The organism is Flectobacillus longus, from assembly GCF_030056705.1.
In the GTDB taxonomy this organism is placed as follows: Bacteria; Bacteroidota; Bacteroidia; order Cytophagales; family Spirosomataceae; genus Flectobacillus; species Flectobacillus longus.
In genome coordinates this window covers 104,418-127,174 of the sequence record NZ_JASHIC010000004.1, presented here as the reverse complement: position 1 = coordinate 127,174, position 22,757 = coordinate 104,418, and the positions used below count along the sequence as shown (strand labels likewise).

The following is a 22,757-nucleotide window of genomic DNA, read 5'->3' as shown; positions in this document are numbered from 1 at the left end:
AACTCAGTTATTTCTCGTTAGGTAGTAATGTAGAATTGTGAGTTGTGAATGTGAAATTTAGCTATAAACACTTTACTCCAACGAAGCAATCGCTTGTTTGAGTCGTTCTAGCGAATGTTTTTTGTCAAGCACCAAAGGTGGTTTCATACGTTCGGTACAATCTACAGCACCACATCTTTCACAAGTTTCGTTGACTTTTCGTCTTGGCAAAGCTGGGTCGTTAAGAAATTGCGCCATGCTTCTAAGATTATCATCAATCGCAAAGCCAAGCGTTACACTACTATTCATTTTTTTGTTGGGTGGCGAAGGTTTGGCTAAGGACATCACAAAATAATGATTATTGGTATCGATATATTCTGACACTTGAGCCTTACACAGTACCTTTTCAGAATCGTAGCCTTCTTCTTTTTGGATTTTTTCCAAATCCTTTAAGATAGTCAATGAAACCCAGCGACGACAATAGTGCTCATTGAGTGCCGTTCCATGAGGTGTATGTAGTTTAGCCAAGTGCATTTCTTTGGTCAAGTAAAACAGCTTATGGTCTACTTCATTATTAAAACGCAAAAAGAAAAGATTGTTGATTTTGAAATGACTTGTCATCAAATTCGATAAGCGATGATAGAACATCTCTGGCGTTGCATTAAACAATCTCATGATACTCAACATCATATCTCCATTCCATTTGGGACTAGCAAAGAAATATGTTAAACGGTCTACCAACACATTTTTATTGATAAGTACTGCACCTGCAAAGTAGGATGCTTTGAAATTGTTTAGTACTTGTTCAAAAGAGTTTACTTCTATTACTGATGAGATATATGGTCGGTTTTTTAGCTGTAAAAACTGGTATCCTAATTCACGACCAAAAGTAAAAGCTCTTTGTTCGGGACTTAAATCACCATTAACCAACAATTTCGATGTTTTTGGATTATACACCGAACGTATTGTTATCAGATCAGGATGACTTTCACGTGTGAATTCTTCGATTTGGTATCCATAAAAATTTTGAAGAATATCAGATAACAAAGTATCGTTAGGAGAGGTGATTTCTGAGATTTCGAAAAGTTTACGAAACTGCTGTGCCGATTCTTCAATATCAGGAAAATAATTATCGTACATTTCCTGATACGAGCGTAATACTGAAAAGTAAAACTGCTCGACACGCATATCATAGTTGCGGCTGATTTCGATAATCGTACTAATAAAGGCTGAAATTTTTGCAGGAGCCTCAGACATTAGTTCGATAAAGTCGGCTGGTTCGACTCCAAAAATCTCTAAAGGGAGTTCTGTTAAGATATTCGAATTAAGTAACTCGGCGATTGGTTCAAGCTGTTTGCTCAATTTTAGGGATACCAACGAATCATAATCTATATCTAAAGCGTCAGATAAAGCCATGATTTTTTCGGTTTTCGGATATTTTTTCCCTTTTTCTATCTCGTTCAAGTAGGAGATAGATAACCCAGATTTTTCTGCAACTTCACTCAAAGAGAGCTTTTTGTCTAGTCGTAACTGCCTGATTTTCAAGCCAAAGATTATTTTTACTTTATCACTATTTGCACTCATATCGTTTATTGTTTTTTCAAAATTACATATAAAATTTTAAAGAAAATAACGAAATATTAAAATTTAGCGAAATTTCGCTTGTTTTTTAAATTTCGCATTTTTAACTTTGTTTCGAAGTTCAGCAATAAGTTATTTCTTTTTTATCAGATATAAATAAAAGCTTTAGCGAATTTTCACAAAAAATAAATATTGTCTTTATGTGATAGATGTGGCTTGAATAAGCAAAACCAACGCATCAGATAGTTGAACATTAAGACCCAGAAAAAACCAAAAGATAAGCCTAAAGCGGAGTATTGTTATTTTACCTAATTGAAAAGACAATCCAACGTTTGTAGCTGTGAAAATAACAAAACAAAACCACCAGTAAGACATGAATCAGCATTCAATTCAAGGAGTGGAGATATTGGGAGAAGTATCACCGCAGTTTGAGACCATTCTGACCAAAGAGGCATTGACCTTTGTGCGTGATTTGCAAAGGATGTTCAATCGCCAGCGTTTGACTTTGCTCAATAGTCGTGTTCTACGTCAAGAACAAATCAATCAAGGTATTTTGCCAGATTTTTTGCCAGAAACTGCCGAGATTCGTCAGGCTGAATGGAGTGTTGCCCCAATTCCGCAAGACTTACAAGACCGTCGTGTCGAAATCACGGGACCCGTAGATCGCCGTATGGTAATCAATGCGCTCAATTCTGGAGCAAAAGTCTTCATGGCTGATTTTGAGGATGCCAATACACCTTCTTGGAATAATGTGATTGAAGGGCAAATTAATTTGCGTGATGCTATTCGTAAACAAATAGATTTTACGGCCGATAATGGTAAATTTTATGCGCTAAATCCCAACGTAGCGGTTTTGAAAGTGCGTCCTCGTGGTTGGCACATGGAAGAAAAACACGTGCTAATCGATGGAGAGCCAGCTTCAGCTTCGATTTTTGACTTTGGTTTGTATTTTTTTCATAATGCCTGGGAATTGATCAAACGTGGAAGCGGTCCGTATTTCTATTTACCCAAAATGGAAAGCCATCTTGAAGCTCGTCTATGGAATGATATATTTATAGCGGCACAAGATACCTTAGAAGTTCCGCAAGGCACAATCAAAGTGACAGTACTGATTGAAACGATTATGGCTGCTTTTGAGATGGACGAGATTCTGTATGAACTCCGAAATCATATTGCAGCGCTCAATGCGGGTCGTTGGGATTATATTTTTAGTTGTATCAAAAAATTCCATCAATTTTCAGAGCGTATTCTTCCCGATCGAGCGCAGGTAACTATGGCTGTACCATTTATGCGTGCTTATGCAAAATTATTAGTGCAAACTTGTCACAAGCGCAAGGCTCATGCCATAGGAGGGATGTCTGCGTTTATACCTAACCGTAAGGACGAAGCTATCAATAAAATGGCTTTTGAGCGTGTAAACGCCGATAAGGAACTCGAATCGAGTACTGGTTTTGACGGTACTTGGGTAGCTCACCCCGATTTGGTAGCGGTGGCATTAGTACCATTTAATAAAGCTTTGGGAGAAAATCCTAATCAAAAACAGGTAATGCTTGAAAATGAAGCCATTACTGGTGCAGAGCTTATTAATTTTACCATACCTAATACAGCCATTACCGAAGCAGGTATCAGAATGAATATCCAAGTAGGTATTCTGTACATTGAATCTTGGTTGAGAGGAGTGGGTGCGGCTGCAATTCATAACCTCATGGAGGATGCCGCTACAGCCGAAATCTCCAGAGCTCAGATATGGCAATGGCTTCATCATGGTGCCAAAACCGACCAAGGACAATTGATAGATACTGACTACTATAAGTACTTACTTAGCGATGAAATACAGAGAATCAAGCATTTAGTAGGAATTGAAAAATACGATGCTGGCAAATTTGTAGAAGCTATTCAATTGTTTGATAAACTCGTAACGCAAGAAGGATTCGACTATTTCCTAACAACCGATGCCTATGAAGTACTTCTTAGTCAGGAGGAAGCGCTTCAGAGTTAGGAGTTTTGAGTGATGAGTTGTGAGGGTAAAATTTTCATTGCCAATGATTTATCGAATAGTGTAGAGTCGATATTTTGATTATTTGGCAAAATTAGCTTCTCTAGTTCAAGACTTAGTCTTGGACTCACTTTTTTAACAGTTTAAAACTGTTTATAATGCATTTAAAGATATTTCTCATAAAATAATTGAAGCTTTTCTGCCTATGGCTTACAGCCTAAAGCATATTAATAACCAATAACTGTTCAGAGGGGTGTTGGCCTTGAGACACCCCAATGAGCTTATTTAGCTATACTTCTAGAACGATAGTACTTTGATGAGGTATGAGTTTTGAATGCTGAGTTTTGAGATTAATGGTTTGTTAATCAGTTGTTTGTAATTTTGATTCAAAATTTACTTCTAATAATTCACACTCATCACTCATCATTCACAACTCATCAATAGTCTGGTTCTGCTATGCGTATGCTTTTCTTATAACAAAACAAAAAACTAATTGAAATCATGAAAATTTCACAAGAAGAAAGAATCCAACAGTTGGTAACTGATTGGACTACAAACCCTCGTTGGGAAGGAATCGAAAGGCCTTATAGTGCTGAAGAAGTGGCTCGTTTGGCGGGTTCATACAAACTTGATTACAGTATTGCACGTATGGGTGCAGAGCGCCTTTGGAACTTGTTGAAAAATGATCATTGGGTAGCTGGATTGGGAGCATTGACAGGTAACCAAGCCGTACAAGAAGTACAAGCAGGTATGAAAGCTATCTATTTGTCTGGTTGGCAAGTAGCTGCGGATGCGAACTTGTCGGGCAATATGTACCCTGACCAAAGTTTGTACCCTGCCGATAGTGTTCCTGCGGTGGTGAGAAGAATCAATAACGCTTTGTTACGTGCCGACCAAATCCAGAATGTAAATGGTGATGGCGATGTACATTGGATGGTACCTATTGTAGCCGATGCAGAAGCAGGTTTTGGCGGTAATTTGAATGCCTTCGAGTTGATGAAATGGATGATTGAAGCAGGAGCATCTGGCGTACACTTCGAAGACCAGTTATCTTCTGCTAAAAAATGCGGTCACTTAGGAGGAAAAGTATTAGTGCCAACACAAGAGGCTATCAATAAATTAGTTGCGGCACGTTTGGCAGCAGATGTAATGGGCGTACCAACCTTAGTAATTGCTCGTACCGATGCAGAGGCAGCCAATTTGATTACGGCTGATGTAGATGAAAGAGATTTGAAATTTATCCAGGCCGATAAAGGAAGAACTTCGGAAGGTTTCTTCTATGTGAAAAATGGGCTTGAACAAGGTATCGACCGTGGCTTAAGCTATGCGCCATATTCAGACTTGATTTGGATGGAAACAGGTAATCCAGATTTAGGAATGGCTCGTGAGTTTGCACAAGGTATTCATGCCAAATATCCAGGCAAAATGTTGGCTTACAACTGCTCACCATCGTTCAACTGGGCGAAATTTATGGATGAGAAAAAGATGGAAACATTCCGTGAAGAATTAGCTGATATGGGCTATAAATTCCAGTTTATCACTTTGGCAGGTTTCCATGCTTTAAATACCGCTATGTTCGAGTTATCAAGTGCGTATGTACAACGTGGTATGGCTGGTTTCTCAGAATTGCAACAACGTGAATTTGCTTTACAATCTAAAGGCTTCAAGGCAGTAAAACACCAAGCATTTGTAGGAACAGGCTATTTTGACGCAATTCAAAATACTGTTACAGGAGGCTTGGCATCTACTGGCGCCTTGAAAGGCTCAACAGAAGAGGAGCAGTTTCATTAGAAATATTTAGTGAATGAGTGATTGAGTGGAGGTATAATTATTTGCGCCTTTACAGAAAAATACAATCACTCAATCACCATTCACACACTCACTAAATGTTTAGGTGAATAGTTTGGTTTGGATAAAGTCTGTCTCGTGTGTCAGGCAGGCTTTTCTTCTCAAAATCAGTATTTTGACCAATATTCATCAGTGCAAAAGTGCAATAATCATGATAGTTTCATTAAGGAAAAGGGAAAGTAAAAAGACTACTTTGCCCAATTGGCTGTTTGCCAATTTTCAGCCCAAGTTATAGCCTATTTTCTTGCTAACATCAAAAACATATTCACCAAATAAAACGGTTGCCTAAAAAACAGCCATTCATTCAAATCAATACAATCGTTATGAAACATGATATGCTAGCGGTAGACCTTAGTAAAACTGCCAAACCAATCGTTAATCATCCAGTATTCAAATTACATGGTGATATCCACCTTAATTTGCGTGTATCGACTTTGATTCAAGAAGCATTAAAGAATCAAGAAGGCGTATTGACTGATACAGGGGCTTTTATGTGTGATACTGGGAACTTTACAGGTCGCTCGCCCAAAGATAAGTTTTGTGTATATGATGACAAAACCGCTAATACTGTTTGGTGGGGTGATATCAATCAAACTTTTGATTCAGATAAGTTTGAGGCTTTGTATCAAAAAATGATTGCATTTGTGGCAAACAAAAAATTGTATGCTCGTTATGCGTATGCGTGTGCGTCGCCAACGCATCGTTTGAATATATTGGTGATAAATACTTTGGCATGGCATAACTTGTTTTGTAATCATCTATTTCTTCGTCCAGAAGAAGAGGAGCTCGATACATTCGAACCAGAATGGGTAATTTTGAATGTTCCAGAATTTGAAGCTGACCCTGCTGTGGATGGTACCCGTCAAGGCAATTTTACTATTATTGATTTTACCCGTAAGATTATTTTGATTGGTGGTACTGGCTATGCAGGTGAAATGAAAAAAGGCATTTTCACTGTTCTGAACTATATTTTACCACAAGAAAAACAAGTATTGTCGATGCACTGTTCGGCTAATATAGGTGCTGAGGGTGATACAGCATTATTTTTCGGTTTATCAGGAACAGGCAAAACAACACTCTCTGCCGACCCTGATCGTAAGCTCATTGGTGATGACGAACACGGTTGGTCAGACGAGGATGTATTCAATTTTGAAGGAGGATGTTATGCCAAAGTAATCAATTTAAGTGCTGAGCAAGAGCCAGAAATATTTGGCGCTATTCGTTATGGTGCTATTCTCGAAAATACTCGATTTGTAGAGGGAACAACAACCGTAGATTATACCAATCAGAGTGTAACCGAAAATACTCGTACAGCTTATCCTATTAATTATATTCCTAACGTTGCAGAGCCATCGATAGGAAGTTCGCCTAAAAATATCTTTTTCTTGACAGCAGATGCTTTTGGGGTATTGCCTCCAATTGCGAAGTTGAACAAAGAGCAAGCAATGTTCTATTTTGTATCGGGTTACACATCTAAACTAGCAGGTACCGAAATGGGAGTAAAAGAACCACAAGCCACGTTTTCGGCGTGTTTTGGAGCGGCATTTTTACCTTTACATCCTTTAAAATATGCTGATTTGTTAGGTAAAAAGATTAATAATGGCGAAGTAAATGTGTGGTTGATTAACACTGGCTGGACTGGAGGACCTTATGGTATTGGCTCACGCATGAAGTTGAAATACACTCGTGCCATGATTCATGCTGCGTTGGAAGGAAAATTTGCTGTAACTGTTTTCGAAAAACATCCGATTTTTGGCATTGAAATGCCAACGGAATGCCCAAATGTACCTACCGAAATTCTGAACCCAATCAATACTTGGGAAAGTCCAGAGGCCTACACCGAAAAGGCTAAATATTTGGAAGGCTTGTTTGAAGAGAATTACAAAAAATATGTTGGTTAGTCATAGTTCAATAAATTAGGATTTTTTTAATATAGGTAAAAGCTAGATTTTCATGGTAAAGTGCAATGCAATTCTGTAAGATTTAGTATTATAGTACCTATTCATTGCAATATTTTAGGATAATGCCTACCCACGAGATTAGATTTCTTTTATGCTGTACTTTTAATAAGTGTTAGCCTATCGGACAATCCTAATCTCGTGTTGGTTTTGGGGAAGTTTGGATGTTGATTTTCTGAAAAAATAGAGAATCAATAAAAAAATATTACCCCAAGCAGGACGGAATAGGAAAGTTATATGATTTCTGTTCAATAGGTTTGCATTTAATAACTTGTTCGGTTATTGGTTGTTGACACATAAACTACATGATTTGGAGCAATGATTAGCTGGTAAGTCACTTTCAAATCATGGTTTATTTGTCATAAGTCAATAGTCGAATAGCTACCAAAACAATCTAATATATCTTATGGGTATTTGGTGAGCTTCGTCTAGCGTAAAACTGTTTGCTCGATGGAATCATAAATAATATGGTGCTTTTAAAAAAGAAATCTAAAGTAGTAAAACTGGTAAAAGTACTTGCTGAAGATTTTGTTTTTTTTAAGTATAATTTTTATGTGATGCACAAAGAGTAATATAGAGTTAGAAAGTCAATTATTGGATATATTCAAGATAAGAGCTAGACTCTTATTCTTGATGTTTCTATTGGTAGACTTATAAGTTCATGTCTCTTGGCTCATATACCTTATGATTGATTCTGTTGGCGCAGTGAAAAGTTTGATAAAAGCGACCATAACCACTGTACTTAAAAATCACGTGTTACTCTTAAAACCAAGTGAAGAATATGACAGCAGAATCAACCCTTGCACTACCCGTTGGTACTACCCTCGACCGCTTTATTATGCGTCAACAAGAAGCTTTTGCTTTTGCCAAAGGAGAGCTTTCTCAATTATTGCGTGATATTGCGCTTGCATCCAAAATTATTGGCCGTGAAATCAACCGAGCTGGTTTGACGGATATCACAGGAGCTTTAGGTCGAGAAAATGTACAAGGTGAGAGCCAACAAAAACTAGACGTAATTGCCAACATTCGTTTCAAAAGAGCATTAGTAAATGGTGGTGAGGTATGTGGTATTCTTTCTGAAGAGGAGGACGACATTATCCAAACAGGTAACAACAACGCCAAGTACGTGGTAGCAATGGATCCTCTCGATGGTTCGTCAAATATCGACGTTAACGTTTCGATTGGAACGATTTTTTCCATTTACCGACGTGTAAGTCCAATTGGTACTCCAGCTACCCTCGAAGACTTCATGCAAGGTGGTCGTAAACAAGTGGCTGCGGGCTATATCTTATATGGTTCGTCGACTGTGATGGTTTATACTACTGGCAAAGGAGTTAATTGTTTTACCTACGAAAATTCGCTTGGTGAGTATTTCTTTTCTCATGCAGATATGGAAATGCCTACAACGGGAAAAATCTACTCTATCAATGACGCTTATTATGATGAGTTTGCTGAACCAATCAAATCTTTTATTGGGGATATGCGCAAAACTTCTGGTGCAATGGCTCGTTATATCGGCTCATTAGTAGGTGATTTTCATCGTAACTTGCTCAAAGGAGGGATTTATTTGTATCCACCTACGCGTAAAGCCCAAGATGGTAAACTTCGTTTGTTGTATGAATGCTATCCACTAGCCATGATTACCGAACAAGCAGGAGGGAAGGCTACCAATGGTATTTGCCCAATTTTGGATGTTGAACCTACGCAGATACACCAGCGTTCTGCGATTTATGTAGGCTCTTCCGAATTGGTCGATGACCTCGACAGTCGTTTGGCTGCCTACCACGAGTCTGTAAGTCGTCAGCTCAACGAGACGATTGTATAAAATCTATGATAATTTTCTGAAAAATATGATATAAAAAAGACCGTTCCACACCCGAACGGTCTTTTTTTGTAAGTACTAAGGCAAAATTAAAATAGTTTCACTGCTTTAAGCTCTAGGCTTTATGCAGTAGGCTAAAAGTTAAAAAATACTTTTCGTGAAATAATACGAGCTTTTTGCCTAATGCCTACGGCTTACAGCCTAATGCTTAATAATGCAATTTAATTTTACCCGCTTTAAGTTCTAGGCAATAGGCTAAAAATTTGAATATGCTTTTTATGAAACTATAGAAGTATTCTACCGAGTGCCCATAGCTGACAGCCGAAAGCTTTCTAGTCAATATATCTCTTCAAAATAGGGTCATAGCTATCAATACGACGGTCACGCAAATAAGGCCATGTGCTTCTGTAGTATTCTGTTTTAGCTAAATCTATTTCTTGAACATGAACTTCTTCGTTTTCGTGTGAGCCAAGATATAGCAATGAACCAAACGGATTTGCCACAAAACTGCCACCCCAAAACTGCTGGTCAGCTTCGCGACCTACACGGTTGACTGATACCACGTGTACGCCATTGGCTACTGCATGCGAACGCTGAATCGTCTGCCAAGCATTGTATTGCTCACGGTTGGTATTCGGATCCGTTTCGTTGGTATCCCAACCAATAGCAGTTGGATAGAACAACACTTCGGCACCCATCAAAGCCGTAATACGAGATGCTTCAGGATACCACTGATCCCAGCAAATTAAGATACCAATTTTTGCAAATTTGGTATCAAATACTTTGTATCCTAAGTCGCCTGGTGTAAAATAGAATTTCTCATAATACCCTGGGTCGTCTGGAATGTGCATTTTACGATATTTTCCTAAATACGTTCCGTCAGCATCCAAAACTGCAGTGGTGTTGTGATATAATCCAGCGGCTCTTTTTTCAAATAATGAAGCGATAATTACTACGCCCAATTCTTTGGCAACAGCCGATAAGGTATCTGTCGATGGACCTGGAATAGCCTCTGCTAATTTGAAGTTTTCGTGGTCTTCAACATCGCAGAAATATAATGAAGTAAATAATTCTTGAAGACAAACGATTTGAGCTCCTTTGGCGGCTGCCTCACGAATACCCGAAATGGCTTTTTGCATATTATCTGCCACATTTTCTGAGCAAGACATTTGCACTAAACCAATATTTACCTTTTTCATGATGTATAATTTGTTTTAAATATTTTTTTCTCTAAATCACTAAATTCTAAATCGTTTACACATTTAAAATGCCCAAGCGGACATTTTTCAAAACCAATTTTGGAACATGGTCTGCACTCGATTTCCTTATTCTCTATAGCTATAAATGGCGTTTGATAAGGATACATTCCAAATTCAGGAACGGTATTTCCCCAAATCGAAACGACTTTCTTTTTTAAGGCAGCCGCTACGTGCATCATGCCTGTATCGTGGCTAATTACCCAAAGCGATTGCTGAATCAACGAGGCTGACTGATTGAGATTACAATTGCCACAAGTATTCAGAATAAACTTTCCTTTCAGTGCTTCCACAACCTGTTCTGCCTCTGTTTTATCTTCTGGTCCACCAATCAGAATAATTGGATGCGATACCTCTTGGCATACTTCAATGATCTTTGTAACTGGAAGCTTTTTGGTTGCATGCTGTCCGCCAATGGCATAAACCACAAACCCCTTGCGATATTCTTCTGGAAGCCAGTCAGTAGGTAATTGGTCTTTTTCAGGGATAAAATAGTCTAAGCCTTTGTTATCATTCTTAATACCCAGCGTTGCGGTAGTAGCCAAATAGCGGTCTACGATATGAATATTGGGCATGAGATTTTTCTTAAACTTGACCAAAACCCATTTCCTGAAATTGAGTTTATCAAAACTAAAGGATTTGACCCCCAACCTAAACTTAATAATCCGTGTTCGTAAATTATTATGAAGGTCGATGACATAATCAAATTGTTCTGCTTTTAGTTCATCCACAAAAGTCGATAATGAGCTTTCCAATAGGTGGGTTTTATCCACGTACGGATTGTTGTTCAGTAAAGACTGATAGCTTTTTTTTGTCGCAAAATGTACTTGAGCATCAGGATATTGTTGTTTGATACAGCGAATTACGGGAGTTGTCAACACAATATCTCCAATAGATGAAAAGCGAAGAATAAGGAATTTTGTTTGAGGCATTGTGGCCAGCGTTAATTTTTCGCAAAGATACACAAAATACTTTTCAGAATCACTTTGCAGGTGCTTTTGAGGAATAGTCTTAATATGTAGCTAAAGACTCTAGCTCACATGAAGTGATTACTACTTTAATATTTTCCTCCAAAAACAATAATAGGCTTCTCTATCGGGAGAAGCCTATTAATAAGATTACCTAACCACTAATTGTTATTTGATGAGAATCTCTGTCGAAAGTCTATTAAACGTTGGAGACTACATGCTTACAAATATTCAGAAAGAACAATCAAGCTTGCAAATAATGGTTTGTAACAGGTCTTTTTCGTTTTGTAAATGGGCGAAAAGTACTAACATCTGGTTAGTTTAAATCCTTTTGAGGATGTACTTTTCTTGACCTTTTTTACCTTTCAGACAATCTTTGCTCTCTGAATCTACCTCTTGGCAATCTATGTTGTAGATAATCAAAGAGTCGTCTTTAAACTCATATATATAAGACTGACCAGTCATAGTATCTTTTACTTTGTTGAGAACAATGAGGTCGAATGGTAGGATTTTTTCAATAAAATCACATTTCGGGAAAAAGTATTTGATATTAGGTAGTCCTGTTACAGTGCCATTAGCATTAAACTTTACAGGTTTGCCATTGAGCTGATAATTACCTTCAAATAACACTTCTTCGAGGCATATCATAGGGTCGGTCGATTTGATTTTTACAAATGACTCTTTTCCAACTTTAATTTTTTTGTCTTGTTCAATTACAGTTATTGCGCCAATTTTTTCTTTTGGCTCAGTACGCCATAATTCATAACCGTTGCCTACAGGTTTTAAGACTGTTTCTTCGCCTTCATGAAAGTTCCAGCCCAGCAACTGCCCGCCTTTAAGTTGTTTTGTAAACACAATATTACTTTGAAAGTAATTAGCAAATGCTTTCATGGGTGATTTGGTTTTCATGAGTGCATTGTAGTACTTTTCATTAATCCACTGTCCAGCAAAAGGGTTGGTTTGAGCAAAAAGGTTGGGCGTTAATCCTAGTAGAAAAACGAAGATTTTGAAATAACGAAAGGTCATTTTGAGAAAAAATTTAGGGTTCAGCGGAAGCAAGTTAATGAATTATTACAAAAGTCAGCAAGAAAAGGGATAACTTTACAGACCGAACGTAAACCTCTCAATTTATAAGGCTGAGGTTGGACGTCGATGATTGATTTTTGAAACCGAAAAAACAATGGCTGAACAGAAACAAGATACGGCATCTGCATTAAAAGACATTATTTCACATGCCAAAGAATATGGCTTTGTGTTTCCTTCTTCTGAGATTTATGACGGTCTACAAGCCGTATATGACTACGGTCAAAATGGTGTTGAGTTAAAAAACAACCTTAAAGCTTTGTGGTGGAAGGCAATGACTATGTTGAACGACAACGTAGTTGGTATTGATGCTTCCATCTTTATGCACCCTCTCACTTGGAAAGCTTCTGGGCACGTTGATTCTTTCAATGACCCAATGATTGATAACAAAGATTCTAAAAAACGCTACCGTGCCGACCAATTGTTGGAAGGTCGCGCTGAAGAATACGAAAAAGCAGGTACTCCAGAAAAAGGTAAAGCTTTATTAGAAGCTATGGCAAAAGCCATGACCGATGACGATATGTCGGGCTTACGTCAGTTGATTTTGGATGAAGAAATTAAATGCCCTATTTCAGGTACAGGCAACTGGACCGAAGTTCGTCAGTTCAACTTGATGTTTTCTACTCAAGTAGGTGCAGTTTCTGAAGATGCTTCATTGATTTACCTTCGTCCAGAAACGGCTCAGGGTATCTTTGTAAACTTCTTGAACGTACAAAAATCAGGTCGTATGAAAGTGCCATTTGGTATTGCCCAAATTGGTAAAGCTTTCCGTAACGAGATAGTAGCTCGTAACTTCATTTTCCGTATGCGTGAATTTGAACAAATGGAAATGCAATTTTTCTGTCGCCCTGGTACCGAAATGCAATGGTACAATGCTTGGAAAGAAACTCGCTTGAAATTCCACAAAGCAATTGGTTTACCAGCAGAAAAATTACGTTACCACGACCACGAGAAATTGGCTCACTATGCCAATGCCGCTGTGGATATCGAGTATGAATTCCCATTCGGTTTCAAAGAAATGGAAGGTATTCACTCTCGTACAGATTTTGACTTAAAATCGCACCAAGGACTTTCGAAGAAAAAACAACAATACTTCGATGCAGACTTGGACGAAAACGGTAAACCTTACGGAAACTATATTCCATACGTGGTAGAAACGTCAGTAGGAGCCGACCGTTTATTCTTAGCAGTACTTTGTAATGCTTATACTAACGAGGTAGTAGGCGAAGGCGAAGCTGCTAAAGAAAGAACATATTTGAAGTTTCACCCATCAGTTGCGCCAATCAAGGCAGCCGTGTTGCCTTTGGTGAAGAAAGATGGTTTAGCAGAAAAAGCACAAGATATTTATCATTCATTGAAGCGCTCGTTTAACGTAACGTATGATGATGGTGGTGCAATTGGTAAGCGTTATACTCGTCAAGACTTGGTAGGAACACCTTTCTGTATTGCTGTGGATTACCAAACAATGGAAGATAATACCGTTACGATTCGTCACCGTGACAGTATGGAGCAGGAGCGTGTAGCGATTGCTGACCTTCGTGAAAAAATCGGCTTTGCTGTTTCGATGGAGAGAGTTTTTGAACAATTGTAAAAGATTCTTTTTCAAAATATAAAAACGCCTAGTAAGTTCGCTTGCTAGGCGTTTTTGCTGAAATACCTTAGGAAACAATTCTGGTTTATGTTTTTAAAACCGACCCCCTTTTTTCCAGAGTTTTTCAAGGTAAAATATAACTCACAAAAAAATCTCAGTAACTTTATTTTATCAAACAATAAAACATTTGTAACATGATTACTATCAACAACGAAGGCGAATACGAAAAAGCTTCAGACCGTGCAGACGAAATTTATGGTGCAAAACCTGGCACACCCGAACACAAAGAATTACAAGAGCTATTGAAAGCTTTGAAAAAGTATGAAGATGATTTTGTGAAAATGTTAAAAGGTTTTAATTCCTAAATCTCTGTTGCGTTCGAATCACTTTTTCACAAATGAAACAAACTTATTTCTTTTTGATTTTTGTGTCGATGGCATTGAATATATCGGCACAAAAAAGACTACGTGATTATGGTGTCAAAATCGGTGTCATGAAAACAGGAACGCTCAATGCCATTACCGATGTCAAGGGTGTGAAGGTGGGTCATACCACTATTCAGCAGGGAGATACCATTAATACAGGAGTAACAGCCATTATTCCTGCCGAAGGGAATCTTTTTCAAAGTAAAGTACCAGCTGCAATATACATAGGCAATGGCTTTGGAAAACTCATGGGAATATCTCAGGTAAAAGAATTAGGCAATATAGAAACACCTATCGTATTGACCAATACCTTGTCGATTGCCACAGCAGCCGATGCCATCATTGACTATTCAGTATCCCAAAAAGAAAACCAAAATCTACGTTCTGTCAATGCAATTGTTGGAGAAACCAACGATAGTTATCTTAATGATATAGTGGGTCGTCATGTCAAAAAGCAACATGTACTAAAGGCAATTGAGAATGCCAAAAATGGTGTGGTGGCTGAAGGAAATGTAGGTGCTGGAACAGGAACAGTTTGTTTTGGTTTTAAGGGTGGTATTGGCACAGCCTCAAGAGTATTGCCCAAAGCGTCGGGAGGATATACTGTTGGTGTGCTTGTACAAACCAATTTTGGAGGCGTATTGCAAATCGATGGAGTGCCCGTAGGCGTGGCGTTGAACCAATATTTCTTAAATAACCAGCTCAATGACCCTGCCGATGGCTCGTGCATGATTGTCGTAATTACTGATGCACCAGTTACGTCCAGAAACCTCGAACGAATCGCTAAAAGAGCCATGATGGGATTAGCCAAAACGGGTGGTATTGCTTCCAATGGAAGTGGTGATTATGTCATTGCTATATCCAATGCAGAAGGTCTACGTGTTGCTCACGATTCTAAAGAAAAACTACAAACCGTACAAGAACTACGAAATGACGAAGTTTCGCCTTTATTTTTAGCAACCATTGAAGCCACAGAGGAGGCTATTCTCAATTCACTTTTTGCTGCCAAAACCCTTAAAGGTAAAAACGGAACTATTCAAGCGTTACCTATTGATAAAACAATAGGGTTGCTGAGAGAGTATAAGAAAATCAATTGAGTGAACAGTGGCAAAGGCACAAAGTAATCCAGTGTTTAAAATTGAATAATCACTTTGTCCCTATGTGCCTCTGTTCCTGTTCCCTTCATTTAATAATTTCTCATGAAAAAACTAACCCTTCTTCTTTGCTTGGCAGTTGGCGCCAAAGCACAAGTCAAAACACTTCCTTTTGACAAAAAAGTCCCTACAGGTGTATCTGTAAAAGGCAAGGTCTCAGATGCTATCAAGTGGCAAGATCAGACGGGCGAAAATATTGTTTTTCTAAGTGTTGAAAGAAAACAGGTTACTGGGGTAGATACACCCTCTGGAGATGCCCAAACTGCCAAAGTGCACGCATATCAGTACAATAAGCAAGGAGATAAATACCAACTTGTTTGGGAATTGAAAGATGGCGTAGACGAATGCCCATTAGATGTTGCTGCTACATTTATTCCTAAGTCGCTACAGGTCTGTGACATTGATGCAAATCAAAAAGGTGAAGTGTCTTTTTTGTACAAAACAGCTTGCCGTGGCGATGTGAGTCCAGCAGCATTGAAATTATTGGTCTATGAACAAAAAAACAAATATATTCTCCGTGGCGAAACCTATGTCAAAATGGTGAAAGAGGGCGGTAAGTTTACTGTCGACAAAAGTTTTACCACAGCGCCAAAGGGCTTTTTAGATTTTGCTAAAAAACAATGGAATAAATTCAAAGTGGAAGAAAGTTTTGAATAGAAATAGTGAGTGACAATTTCGGATATCGGATTGCAGATGATTAGCATATTTACTGCCTTTGTTGGATTTTTCTCCAACAAAGGCAGTAAGCAATAAAGGAACCTCCTTGTTACTTAACTTTAGCTAGCTGCTGACGCTCTTCTCGAAATTTACATTCACAATTCATCATTCAAAACTCATCATTCATAACTAATACATCTCCCTTCATTTAAAATTATTTTATGAAAAAAACAATCTCAACAATGTTACTGGCCACGCTAGTAAGCTGGCAAGTAACTCATGCCCAAGGACCACGAACTGCCGAGGTATGGCTGACTCATGCAGATCAATCAAAACTGTTTGAGAAGCAGTCAGAAACCTTTACGTTCAGTCCTCAATCAAGTACACTTCCTACGATTTTTGTAGATGAAAAACAAAAGTTTCAATCTATGGATGGCTTTGGATTTACCTTGACAGGAGGAAGTGCAACTTTGTTATGGCAAATGGATGCCAATAAGCGTAAGGCGCTTTTGAAAGAACTGTTTGCTTTCGATGGTAAAAACATTGGTATTAGCTATTTACGTGTTAGTATTGGCGCTTCTGATTTGAGCGATCACGTATTTACCTACAATGATTTACCGACAGGTCAAACTGATGAAAAGATTCAAAAGTTTGATTTATCTGAAGAAAAAAAGGCACTGATTCCTGTTTTGAAGGAGATTTTGACAATTAATCCAGCAATCAAAATACTTGGGTCGCCTTGGACACCGCCCGTGTGGATGAAGACCAATGGTAACTCGAAAGGAGGAAGTCTTTTGCCAAAATATTACGATGCTTACGCTTTATACTTTGTCAAATATATCCAAAGTATGAAAAAAGAAGGTATCAATATTGATGCTATCACCATTCAGAACGAGCCACTTCATCCAGGCAATAACCCTAGCTTGTTGATGCAACCCGAAGAACAGGGAGCCTTTATCAAACAAAGTTTAGGGAAGGCGTTCAAATCTGCAAAAATCACAACAAAAATCTGGCTTTATGACCACAATGCTGACAGACCAGATTATCCAATTGCTATACTTAATGACCCAGAAGTCCGACAATATGTCGATGGCTCGGCGTTTCATTTGTATGGAGGAAGCGTAGAAAGCATTGGACAAGTCCATGAAGCACATCCAGACAAACATGTATATTTTACGGAACAATGGATAGGCTCCCCAGGTAATTTTGCTGGTGATTTGGCATGGCATACAAAAACGCTCATTATTGGTGCAGTACGCAACTGGTGCAAAACTGTACTGGAATGGAACCTTGCCGCAGACCCTCAGCAAAATCCACATACGGAAGGAGGTTGTACAGAATGTTTGGGAGCATTGACGATTGATAAAAATGAAATTAAACGTAATCCAGCTTATTATATCGTAGCACATGCTTCGAAATTTGTACGTCCTAACGCCCAAAGAATTGCCTCAAATACAACTATAGGATTACAAAATATTGCATTCAAAACAGCAGAAGGACGTATAGTTCTGATTGTTTTAAACGAAAGCAACAAACCTTCTACTTTTATGATTAGTCATCAAAACAAGAAAATCCAACAGACTTTATCTGCTGGAACGGTGGCTACTTATGTTTGGTAAATGACAATATCTATCATGAAAAAAGGCAATAAATTACCAATGATTTATTGTTGTACGGATTAGTGATAAACGACTAAAAAATATTTTTTCTGAAAAAAAGTATAATTAAAAGACGAAAAAATACGTTGCAATTAGTACAGAATCTTTTAATTATGAAGATTTTGTACTAATTTGCATAGAGTTATCTTTAAGAAGCCTTAATATTATGCTAAAAAAAATATTTCTAACCTGCATTCTCATTACTTCTGGTATAGCCTCCAAAGCTCAACATATTCGGAAAGATAGTACCGAAACTAGGTCTAGCTATCACCCCTTGTCGATTGTTAATAATCTTCTTGGTTTTGCTCATGATCACTTACATTTTAGGTATCGTTCTGGAGGAAGTTCAACAAGTGGATTTGATTGTTCGGGCTTTGTGCGTTATTGTTTCCGAAACTTTGGCATGATGCTACCTCATGGTAGTGCTGCTCAATCTTTAATCGGAGATGAAATAGCAAAAGCTGAGGCTCTTCCTGGAGATCTAATTTTTTTCAAAGGGCATAATTCTGGTAGTAGCCGTATAGGTCATGTGGGCATTATTACCGAAGTTGGAGATACCTATATTAAGTTTATACACTCAGCTTGGAACGGTGGTGTACGTTATGATTATCTAGAGTCAGACTATTATCGTAGAAGATTTATCAGTATCAAACGTGTAGTAGGATTGCTCGATATGGTGCCTCAGCGCAAGGCAAATTCGTCTAAGAAATAAAATATTTTGTATAAAACGCTATTGTAATTAAATCAATTCTCGTTCTTTCGCTTGTTTGTAGGGAAGAACCCTATTACTTGTCTACCACGTTTTGACCTGATTTTAATCGTTTAGACACCAGAAATCTATACCACAATGAATACCGTCATTCATTTACTAATCATCCTACTTAATATTTATACAATTGTTTTTTTGTTTTTACTGATACAGAAAATATTTCCAACAAAAAAAACTACCCTACACTTACTATTCACCCTAACGACTATTTTTATATGTTTTACTATCTCTTCGATTAATACCACCACCCTAAATATCCCTAATCTTTCGGCTAAATCCGCAAATCGTAACTATTCAATTGACCCACTTTGTGAAGTGGAGCTTTCTTTTACGACCAGTTTGCAAGCTCGTGATACTAGTGTTTATGTAGCTTCGAAGCTAAAAGGACTTTTGGCAGGATTGCAGTGGCAGCAAGACTCCGTCGTAAAAACAACCAAGCTTTCGTATATTCATTATCAGGTTATGGGTAGGATAAAGTATTTGATTTTAGGATTCCCCGTACTTAGTAGCAACCAAGTTTTCTCAGGAATGATTAAATTTGATGAACTAAGACATCATCAGGAATCATCAATCAAATGGAATACTTCAATCAACAACAATTTGCCCAACAGCTGGATACAGAAGATGTATTAAAAAACTTTCGCTCACAATTTCATATTCCTGCTCATAAAGGTCAGGAGCAGATTTATTTTTGTGGAAATTCATTGGGGCTTCAACCCAAAAATACTTCAGTTTATTTAGATCAAGAACTCGAGAAGTGGCGTAATCTTGCCGTAGAAGGCTGGTTTACGGGCGACGATAATTGGATTAATTATCTGCAATATCTTAAAACACCTTTGTCTAAAATAGTAGGAGCAAAACCTTCTGAAGTTACAGTGATGAATAACCTTACCGTTAATCTTCATTTGATGCTGACGACTTTTTATCAGCCAACTGCTACTCGATTCAAAATCTTAACTGAAGCTGGAGCTTTTCCTTCAGATCAATATGCTTTGGAGACACATCTCAAAACTAGAGGTATCAATCCCGAAACCGCTATTATTGAAGTTACTACAAGAGAAAATGAGCATATATTTTACACAGAAGATATCCTTCAATTGATTCATGAAAATCAAGATAGCTTAGCTATGGTAATGCTCGGCGGAATCAATTATTATAATGGACAAGTCCTAGATATGTCTCTAATTACCCAGACTGCCCAAGCTTATGGAATCATTGTGGGTTTTGATTTGGCTCATTGTGTAGGTAATATTCCGCTCGAATTACATAACTGGCAGGTAGATTTTGCCGTTTGGTGCTCTTACAAATACCTCAATTCAGGTATGGGAGGTGTTTCGGGTGTATTTATACATGAAAAACATCATGTGTCTAACCTGCCAAGGTTAGCAGGTTGGTGGGGATACGACCAAGCTACACGTTTTAAGATGGAAAAAGGCTTTGTTCCTATGCAAGGTGCAGATGGCTGGCAACTAAGTACCCCAACAATTTTGGCAATGGCCTGTCATCGTGCTGCTTTAGAAATAACCGATGCCGCAGGAATAAATGCCCTACGAGCCAAAAGTATTAAATTAACAGGTTTTTTACGTTTCATTATTGAAAAGTTTAATGAACAAAATAATCATATCCTAAGAATTATAACCCCTGTAGATACTCAACAAAATGGCTGTCAGATTTCTATTTTAGCAGAAAAAAATGGGAAAGAGCTTTTCAATCGATTAGTAGAAAACCAAATTATTGGTGATTGGCGTGAACCTAACGTAATCAGATTGTCGCCTGTCCCTTTGTATAATACTTTTACAGAGGTTTATAAAGTAGGTGTAGCTTTAGGAGTATCGTAGGGTATTGCCCATTTTATAAACAATCTATTAAAATTATGAAGAAACTCACTTTTATATTGAGCCTTTGTCTAGTAAGCATAAAGCTTATGGCACAAGATCCTTGGGTAGTAAAAGCCGATAAAATTGACTCAAAAGGATATTATGGTGTTACTGTTGCCAACGGAATGATTGGTATTGTGTCATCGCCCGAGCCACTTCGGGTAAAAGACGTTGTACTCAATGGAGCCTTTGATACCTATGGGCGAGGACGTGTTTCTAATATTCTCAAAACTTTTGATTTTGCGAATATGGATCTAGAAGTAGATGGAAAAAAAATTACTAAAAATGATATTTCTGACTATCAGCAATCCCTCGACATGCGTAATGCTATTCTTATGACTAGTTTTGACTACCAAGGAAAAGTACTAGTTAAATCATCTATGATGGCATTACGGCATTTGCCTCACTCTATGATGATTGATATTGAAATAACAGCTCAAAAAGCATGTGAGATAACGCCTTATAGTTTGATGTCAGCACCAGATATTTTACGAGATGTCAAAAATACGTTTCATTTGATAGACCGTCCTCATGCGCAAATTCCATTGTTGACGTCGGTAGCCAAATCGCCAACAGGAAAACATACTTTAGCGGCATCTAATTCATTTATTTTTGAAGAGCCAAGGGGTACTGAGCCGAAGGTAATTCACGAAGAATGGGACTATGGTTTGCACCGATTGAAATTTACTAAAAAAATTGAAGCAGGTCAAACCTACCGTTTTAGTGTTGTAGGTTCTACCATTTCAACAGAGCAAAATATTGACCCACTCAATGAGGCCGAACGCCTTACTATTTATGCAGCCCTCGAAAAGCATGATCGATTATTAGCTCGGCACAAAGCTGCTTGGGATGAGCTCTGGCAATCAGATATTTTGATAGAAGGAGATGACGAAGTCCAACGAGCAGCACATTTTTCCCTGTATCATTTGTATTCTTTTTGTCGAGAAGGGCAAGCGTATAGTCTATCGCCAATGGGATTGTCGGGCTTGGGGTATAATGGGCATGTATTTTGGGATACAGAAATATGGATGTTCCCCCCAATATTGTTACTACATCCCGAAATAGCAAAATCCTTACTAGAGTATCGATTTCAACGGATGGAGGCTGCTCGCAACAATGCTAAAGTGCATGGCTATAAAGGCGTGATGTTTCCGTGGGAGTCGGACGATAAAGGTCAAGAATCTACACCTGTATGGGCATTGACAGGTCCTTTTCAGCATCATATCACGGCAGATATCGGTTGGGCATTTTGGAAATATTATCAAGTAACTAAAGATAAAGAGTGGCTCAAAACTCGTGGTTATCCAATGCTAAAAGAAGTTGCTGATTTTTGGGTGAGCCGTGCCGAAAAAGGATCTGATGGTAAATATCATATCATAAATGTAGTTTGTGCTGATGAATGGGCAGAAAATGTGGATGATAATGCTTATACCAACGGAATAACTAAAGAAGTACTTGAGTTTGCGATAGATGCTGCAGACGAGTTACATCTCGATGCTAATCCTATGTGGGAAGAGGTGATGAAAAATCTAGTAATTCTGAAAGATGCCAATGGTGTTACAATGGAACACGCTACTTATAAGGGTGAAATAATCAAACAAGCTGATGTAAATCTGCTGTCGTATCCTATGCACCAAGTAAATACCTCAGAGGATATTAAGCGTGATTTAAACTACTATGAAGCAAAAATGTCTCCTGATGGACCTGCTATGTCTTGGGCTATATTATCGATTCTATACTCACGCTTGGGAGAAGCTGAGAAGGCTTATGAGCTAATGGCAAAAAGTTATCAACCCAATGAAGTGCCTCCATTTAAGGTATTAGCAGAAATGGCTGGAGGAGATAATCCCTATTTTGCTACAGGTGCTGGAGGTTTTTTACAAACGCTAATCAATGGCTTTGGTGGACTAGAAATTGAAGAGAATGGGGTAGAACAATTAAAGTCTACTAAGTTACCAAAGCAATGGAAATCACTGACGATAAAAGGTGTTGGTGTTCATAAAAAGACATATACTGTAAATAACAAGTAAGGGTAAAAAACAAGCATTAGTCACCTCTAATTTAGAGATTGAATGAAGGAGTAATTATGTTAAAATTTGTATTCTTGCAGTAGAGGTGCAATGATTTCGTCTAGA

17 protein-coding genes are annotated in these 22,757 nt (G+C 38.1%); 13 read left to right on the top strand and 4 right to left on the bottom strand.

The genetic code is table 11. From position 1 onward, the window contains the following. Positions 1-72: 72 nt before the first annotated feature. Positions 73-1,563: a helix-turn-helix domain-containing protein gene (locus tag QM491_RS03410; RefSeq protein ID WP_283325836.1), complete on the bottom strand. Its 1,491-nt coding sequence runs from the start codon at positions 1,561-1,563 to the stop codon at positions 73-75. 370 nt (positions 1,564-1,933) lie between these two features. Between QM491_RS03410 and aceB the strand changes: the two genes are divergently transcribed. The 4 genes from aceB to fbp all read left to right on the top strand — a co-directional run bounded on the left by aceB (position 1,934) and on the right by fbp (position 9,187). Beyond that, the gene (gene aceB, locus QM491_RS03405; protein ID WP_283325835.1) at positions 1,934-3,559 is read left to right on the top strand and encodes a malate synthase A; all 1,626 of its coding nucleotides are present in this window, start codon (positions 1,934-1,936) and stop codon (positions 3,557-3,559) included. A gap of 498 nt (positions 3,560-4,057) precedes the next feature. After that, positions 4,058-5,347: an isocitrate lyase gene (aceA, locus tag QM491_RS03400; protein WP_166551253.1), complete on the top strand. Its 1,290-nt coding sequence runs from the start codon at positions 4,058-4,060 to the stop codon at positions 5,345-5,347. Positions 5,348-5,727: 380 nt separating this feature from the next. Continuing rightward, positions 5,728-7,305 (top strand): phosphoenolpyruvate carboxykinase (ATP), encoded by a 1,578-nt coding sequence (gene pckA, locus QM491_RS03395; RefSeq protein ID WP_283325834.1) that lies wholly within the window; start codon positions 5,728-5,730, stop codon positions 7,303-7,305. A gap of 838 nt (positions 7,306-8,143) precedes the next feature. Next, positions 8,144-9,187, top strand: a complete 1,044-nt coding sequence (gene fbp / locus QM491_RS03390) for a class 1 fructose-bisphosphatase (RefSeq protein WP_283325833.1) — start codon at positions 8,144-8,146, stop codon at positions 9,185-9,187. Positions 9,188-9,516: 329 nt separating this feature from the next. On the opposite strand, the gene QM491_RS03385 is transcribed toward fbp, so the two are convergent. The 3 genes from QM491_RS03385 to QM491_RS03375 all read right to left on the bottom strand — a co-directional run bounded on the left by QM491_RS03385 (position 9,517) and on the right by QM491_RS03375 (position 12,434). Beyond that, positions 9,517-10,386: a carbon-nitrogen hydrolase gene (locus tag QM491_RS03385; RefSeq protein WP_283325985.1), complete on the bottom strand. Its 870-nt coding sequence runs from the start codon at positions 10,384-10,386 to the stop codon at positions 9,517-9,519. Next, positions 10,380-11,372 carry a glycosyltransferase family 9 protein gene (locus QM491_RS03380; RefSeq protein WP_283325832.1) on the bottom strand — a complete coding sequence of 331 codons (993 nt, stop codon included), beginning with the start codon at positions 11,370-11,372 and terminating at the stop codon, positions 10,380-10,382. Before QM491_RS03380 ends, QM491_RS03385 begins: the two co-directional genes overlap by 7 nt. A gap of 357 nt (positions 11,373-11,729) precedes the next feature. Then, entirely contained in the window at positions 11,730-12,434 is a 705-nt protein-coding gene (locus QM491_RS03375; RefSeq protein WP_283325831.1) for a hypothetical protein, read from the bottom strand. A gap of 154 nt (positions 12,435-12,588) precedes the next feature. Here QM491_RS03375 and QM491_RS03370 point away from each other — a divergent pair, with 154 nt between their 5' ends. The 9 genes from QM491_RS03370 to QM491_RS03330 all read left to right on the top strand — a co-directional run bounded on the left by QM491_RS03370 (position 12,589) and on the right by QM491_RS03330 (position 22,652). Further along, positions 12,589-14,082 (top strand): glycine--tRNA ligase, encoded by a 1,494-nt coding sequence (locus QM491_RS03370; protein WP_283325830.1) that lies wholly within the window; start codon positions 12,589-12,591, stop codon positions 14,080-14,082. Positions 14,083-14,276: 194 nt separating this feature from the next. After that, complete coding sequence (locus tag QM491_RS03365; protein ID WP_283325829.1) at positions 14,277-14,447, top strand: hypothetical protein; 171 nt, start codon at positions 14,277-14,279, stop codon at positions 14,445-14,447. A 32-nt stretch (positions 14,448-14,479) separates the two neighbouring features. Continuing rightward, a complete protein-coding gene (locus QM491_RS03360; protein ID WP_283325828.1) occupies positions 14,480-15,604 on the top strand; it encodes a DmpA family aminopeptidase in 1,125 nt (374 codons plus the stop codon). Positions 15,605-15,706: 102 nt separating this feature from the next. Next, positions 15,707-16,318: a M949_RS01915 family surface polysaccharide biosynthesis protein gene (locus QM491_RS03355; RefSeq protein ID WP_283325827.1), complete on the top strand. Its 612-nt coding sequence runs from the start codon at positions 15,707-15,709 to the stop codon at positions 16,316-16,318. Between the two features lie 221 nt (positions 16,319-16,539). Continuing rightward, positions 16,540-17,937, top strand: a complete 1,398-nt coding sequence (locus QM491_RS03350) for a glycoside hydrolase family 30 protein (protein ID WP_283325826.1) — start codon at positions 16,540-16,542, stop codon at positions 17,935-17,937. A 205-nt stretch (positions 17,938-18,142) separates the two neighbouring features. Further along, complete coding sequence (locus tag QM491_RS03345) at positions 18,143-18,688, top strand: C40 family peptidase (protein ID WP_283325825.1); 546 nt, start codon at positions 18,143-18,145, stop codon at positions 18,686-18,688. Between the two features lie 135 nt (positions 18,689-18,823). Continuing rightward, positions 18,824-19,378 carry a hypothetical protein gene (locus QM491_RS03340; protein WP_283325824.1) on the top strand — a complete coding sequence of 185 codons (555 nt, stop codon included), beginning with the start codon at positions 18,824-18,826 and terminating at the stop codon, positions 19,376-19,378. After that, positions 19,321-20,583 carry a kynureninase gene (gene kynU / locus QM491_RS03335; RefSeq protein ID WP_283325823.1) on the top strand — a complete coding sequence of 421 codons (1,263 nt, stop codon included), beginning with the start codon at positions 19,321-19,323 and terminating at the stop codon, positions 20,581-20,583. The genes QM491_RS03340 and kynU overlap by 58 nt, the downstream gene beginning before the upstream one ends. 35 nt (positions 20,584-20,618) lie before the next feature. Continuing rightward, complete coding sequence (locus QM491_RS03330; protein ID WP_510186157.1) at positions 20,619-22,652, top strand: kojibiose hydrolase; 2,034 nt, start codon at positions 20,619-20,621, stop codon at positions 22,650-22,652. Positions 22,653-22,757 lie beyond the last annotated feature (105 nt).

Bases quoted from the DNA above. Each gene is read 5' to 3' on its own strand.
- QM491_RS03410 (WP_283325836.1), bottom strand. From the start codon at position 1,563: ATGAGTGCAAATAGTGATAAAGTAAAAATAATCTTTGGCTTGAAAATC.
- aceB (WP_283325835.1), top strand. From the start codon at position 1,934: ATGAATCAGCATTCAATTCAAGGAGTGGAGATATTGGGAGAAGTATCA.
- aceA (WP_166551253.1), top strand. From the start codon at position 4,058: ATGAAAATTTCACAAGAAGAAAGAATCCAACAGTTGGTAACTGATTGG.
- pckA (WP_283325834.1), top strand. From the start codon at position 5,728: ATGAAACATGATATGCTAGCGGTAGACCTTAGTAAAACTGCCAAACCA.
- fbp (WP_283325833.1), top strand. From the start codon at position 8,144: ATGACAGCAGAATCAACCCTTGCACTACCCGTTGGTACTACCCTCGAC.
- QM491_RS03380 (WP_283325832.1), bottom strand. From the start codon at position 11,372: ATGCCTCAAACAAAATTCCTTATTCTTCGCTTTTCATCTATTGGAGAT.
- QM491_RS03375 (WP_283325831.1), bottom strand. From the start codon at position 12,434: ATGACCTTTCGTTATTTCAAAATCTTCGTTTTTCTACTAGGATTAACG.
- QM491_RS03370 (WP_283325830.1), top strand. From the start codon at position 12,589: ATGGCTGAACAGAAACAAGATACGGCATCTGCATTAAAAGACATTATT.
- QM491_RS03365 (WP_283325829.1), top strand. From the start codon at position 14,277: ATGATTACTATCAACAACGAAGGCGAATACGAAAAAGCTTCAGACCGT.
- QM491_RS03360 (WP_283325828.1), top strand. From the start codon at position 14,480: ATGAAACAAACTTATTTCTTTTTGATTTTTGTGTCGATGGCATTGAAT.
- QM491_RS03355 (WP_283325827.1), top strand. From the start codon at position 15,707: ATGAAAAAACTAACCCTTCTTCTTTGCTTGGCAGTTGGCGCCAAAGCA.
- QM491_RS03350 (WP_283325826.1), top strand. From the start codon at position 16,540: ATGAAAAAAACAATCTCAACAATGTTACTGGCCACGCTAGTAAGCTGG.
- QM491_RS03345 (WP_283325825.1), top strand. From the start codon at position 18,143: ATGCTAAAAAAAATATTTCTAACCTGCATTCTCATTACTTCTGGTATA.
- QM491_RS03340 (WP_283325824.1), top strand. From the start codon at position 18,824: ATGAATACCGTCATTCATTTACTAATCATCCTACTTAATATTTATACA.
- kynU (WP_283325823.1), top strand. From the start codon at position 19,321: ATGGAATACTTCAATCAACAACAATTTGCCCAACAGCTGGATACAGAA.
- QM491_RS03330 (WP_510186157.1), top strand. From the start codon at position 20,619: ATGAAGAAACTCACTTTTATATTGAGCCTTTGTCTAGTAAGCATAAAG.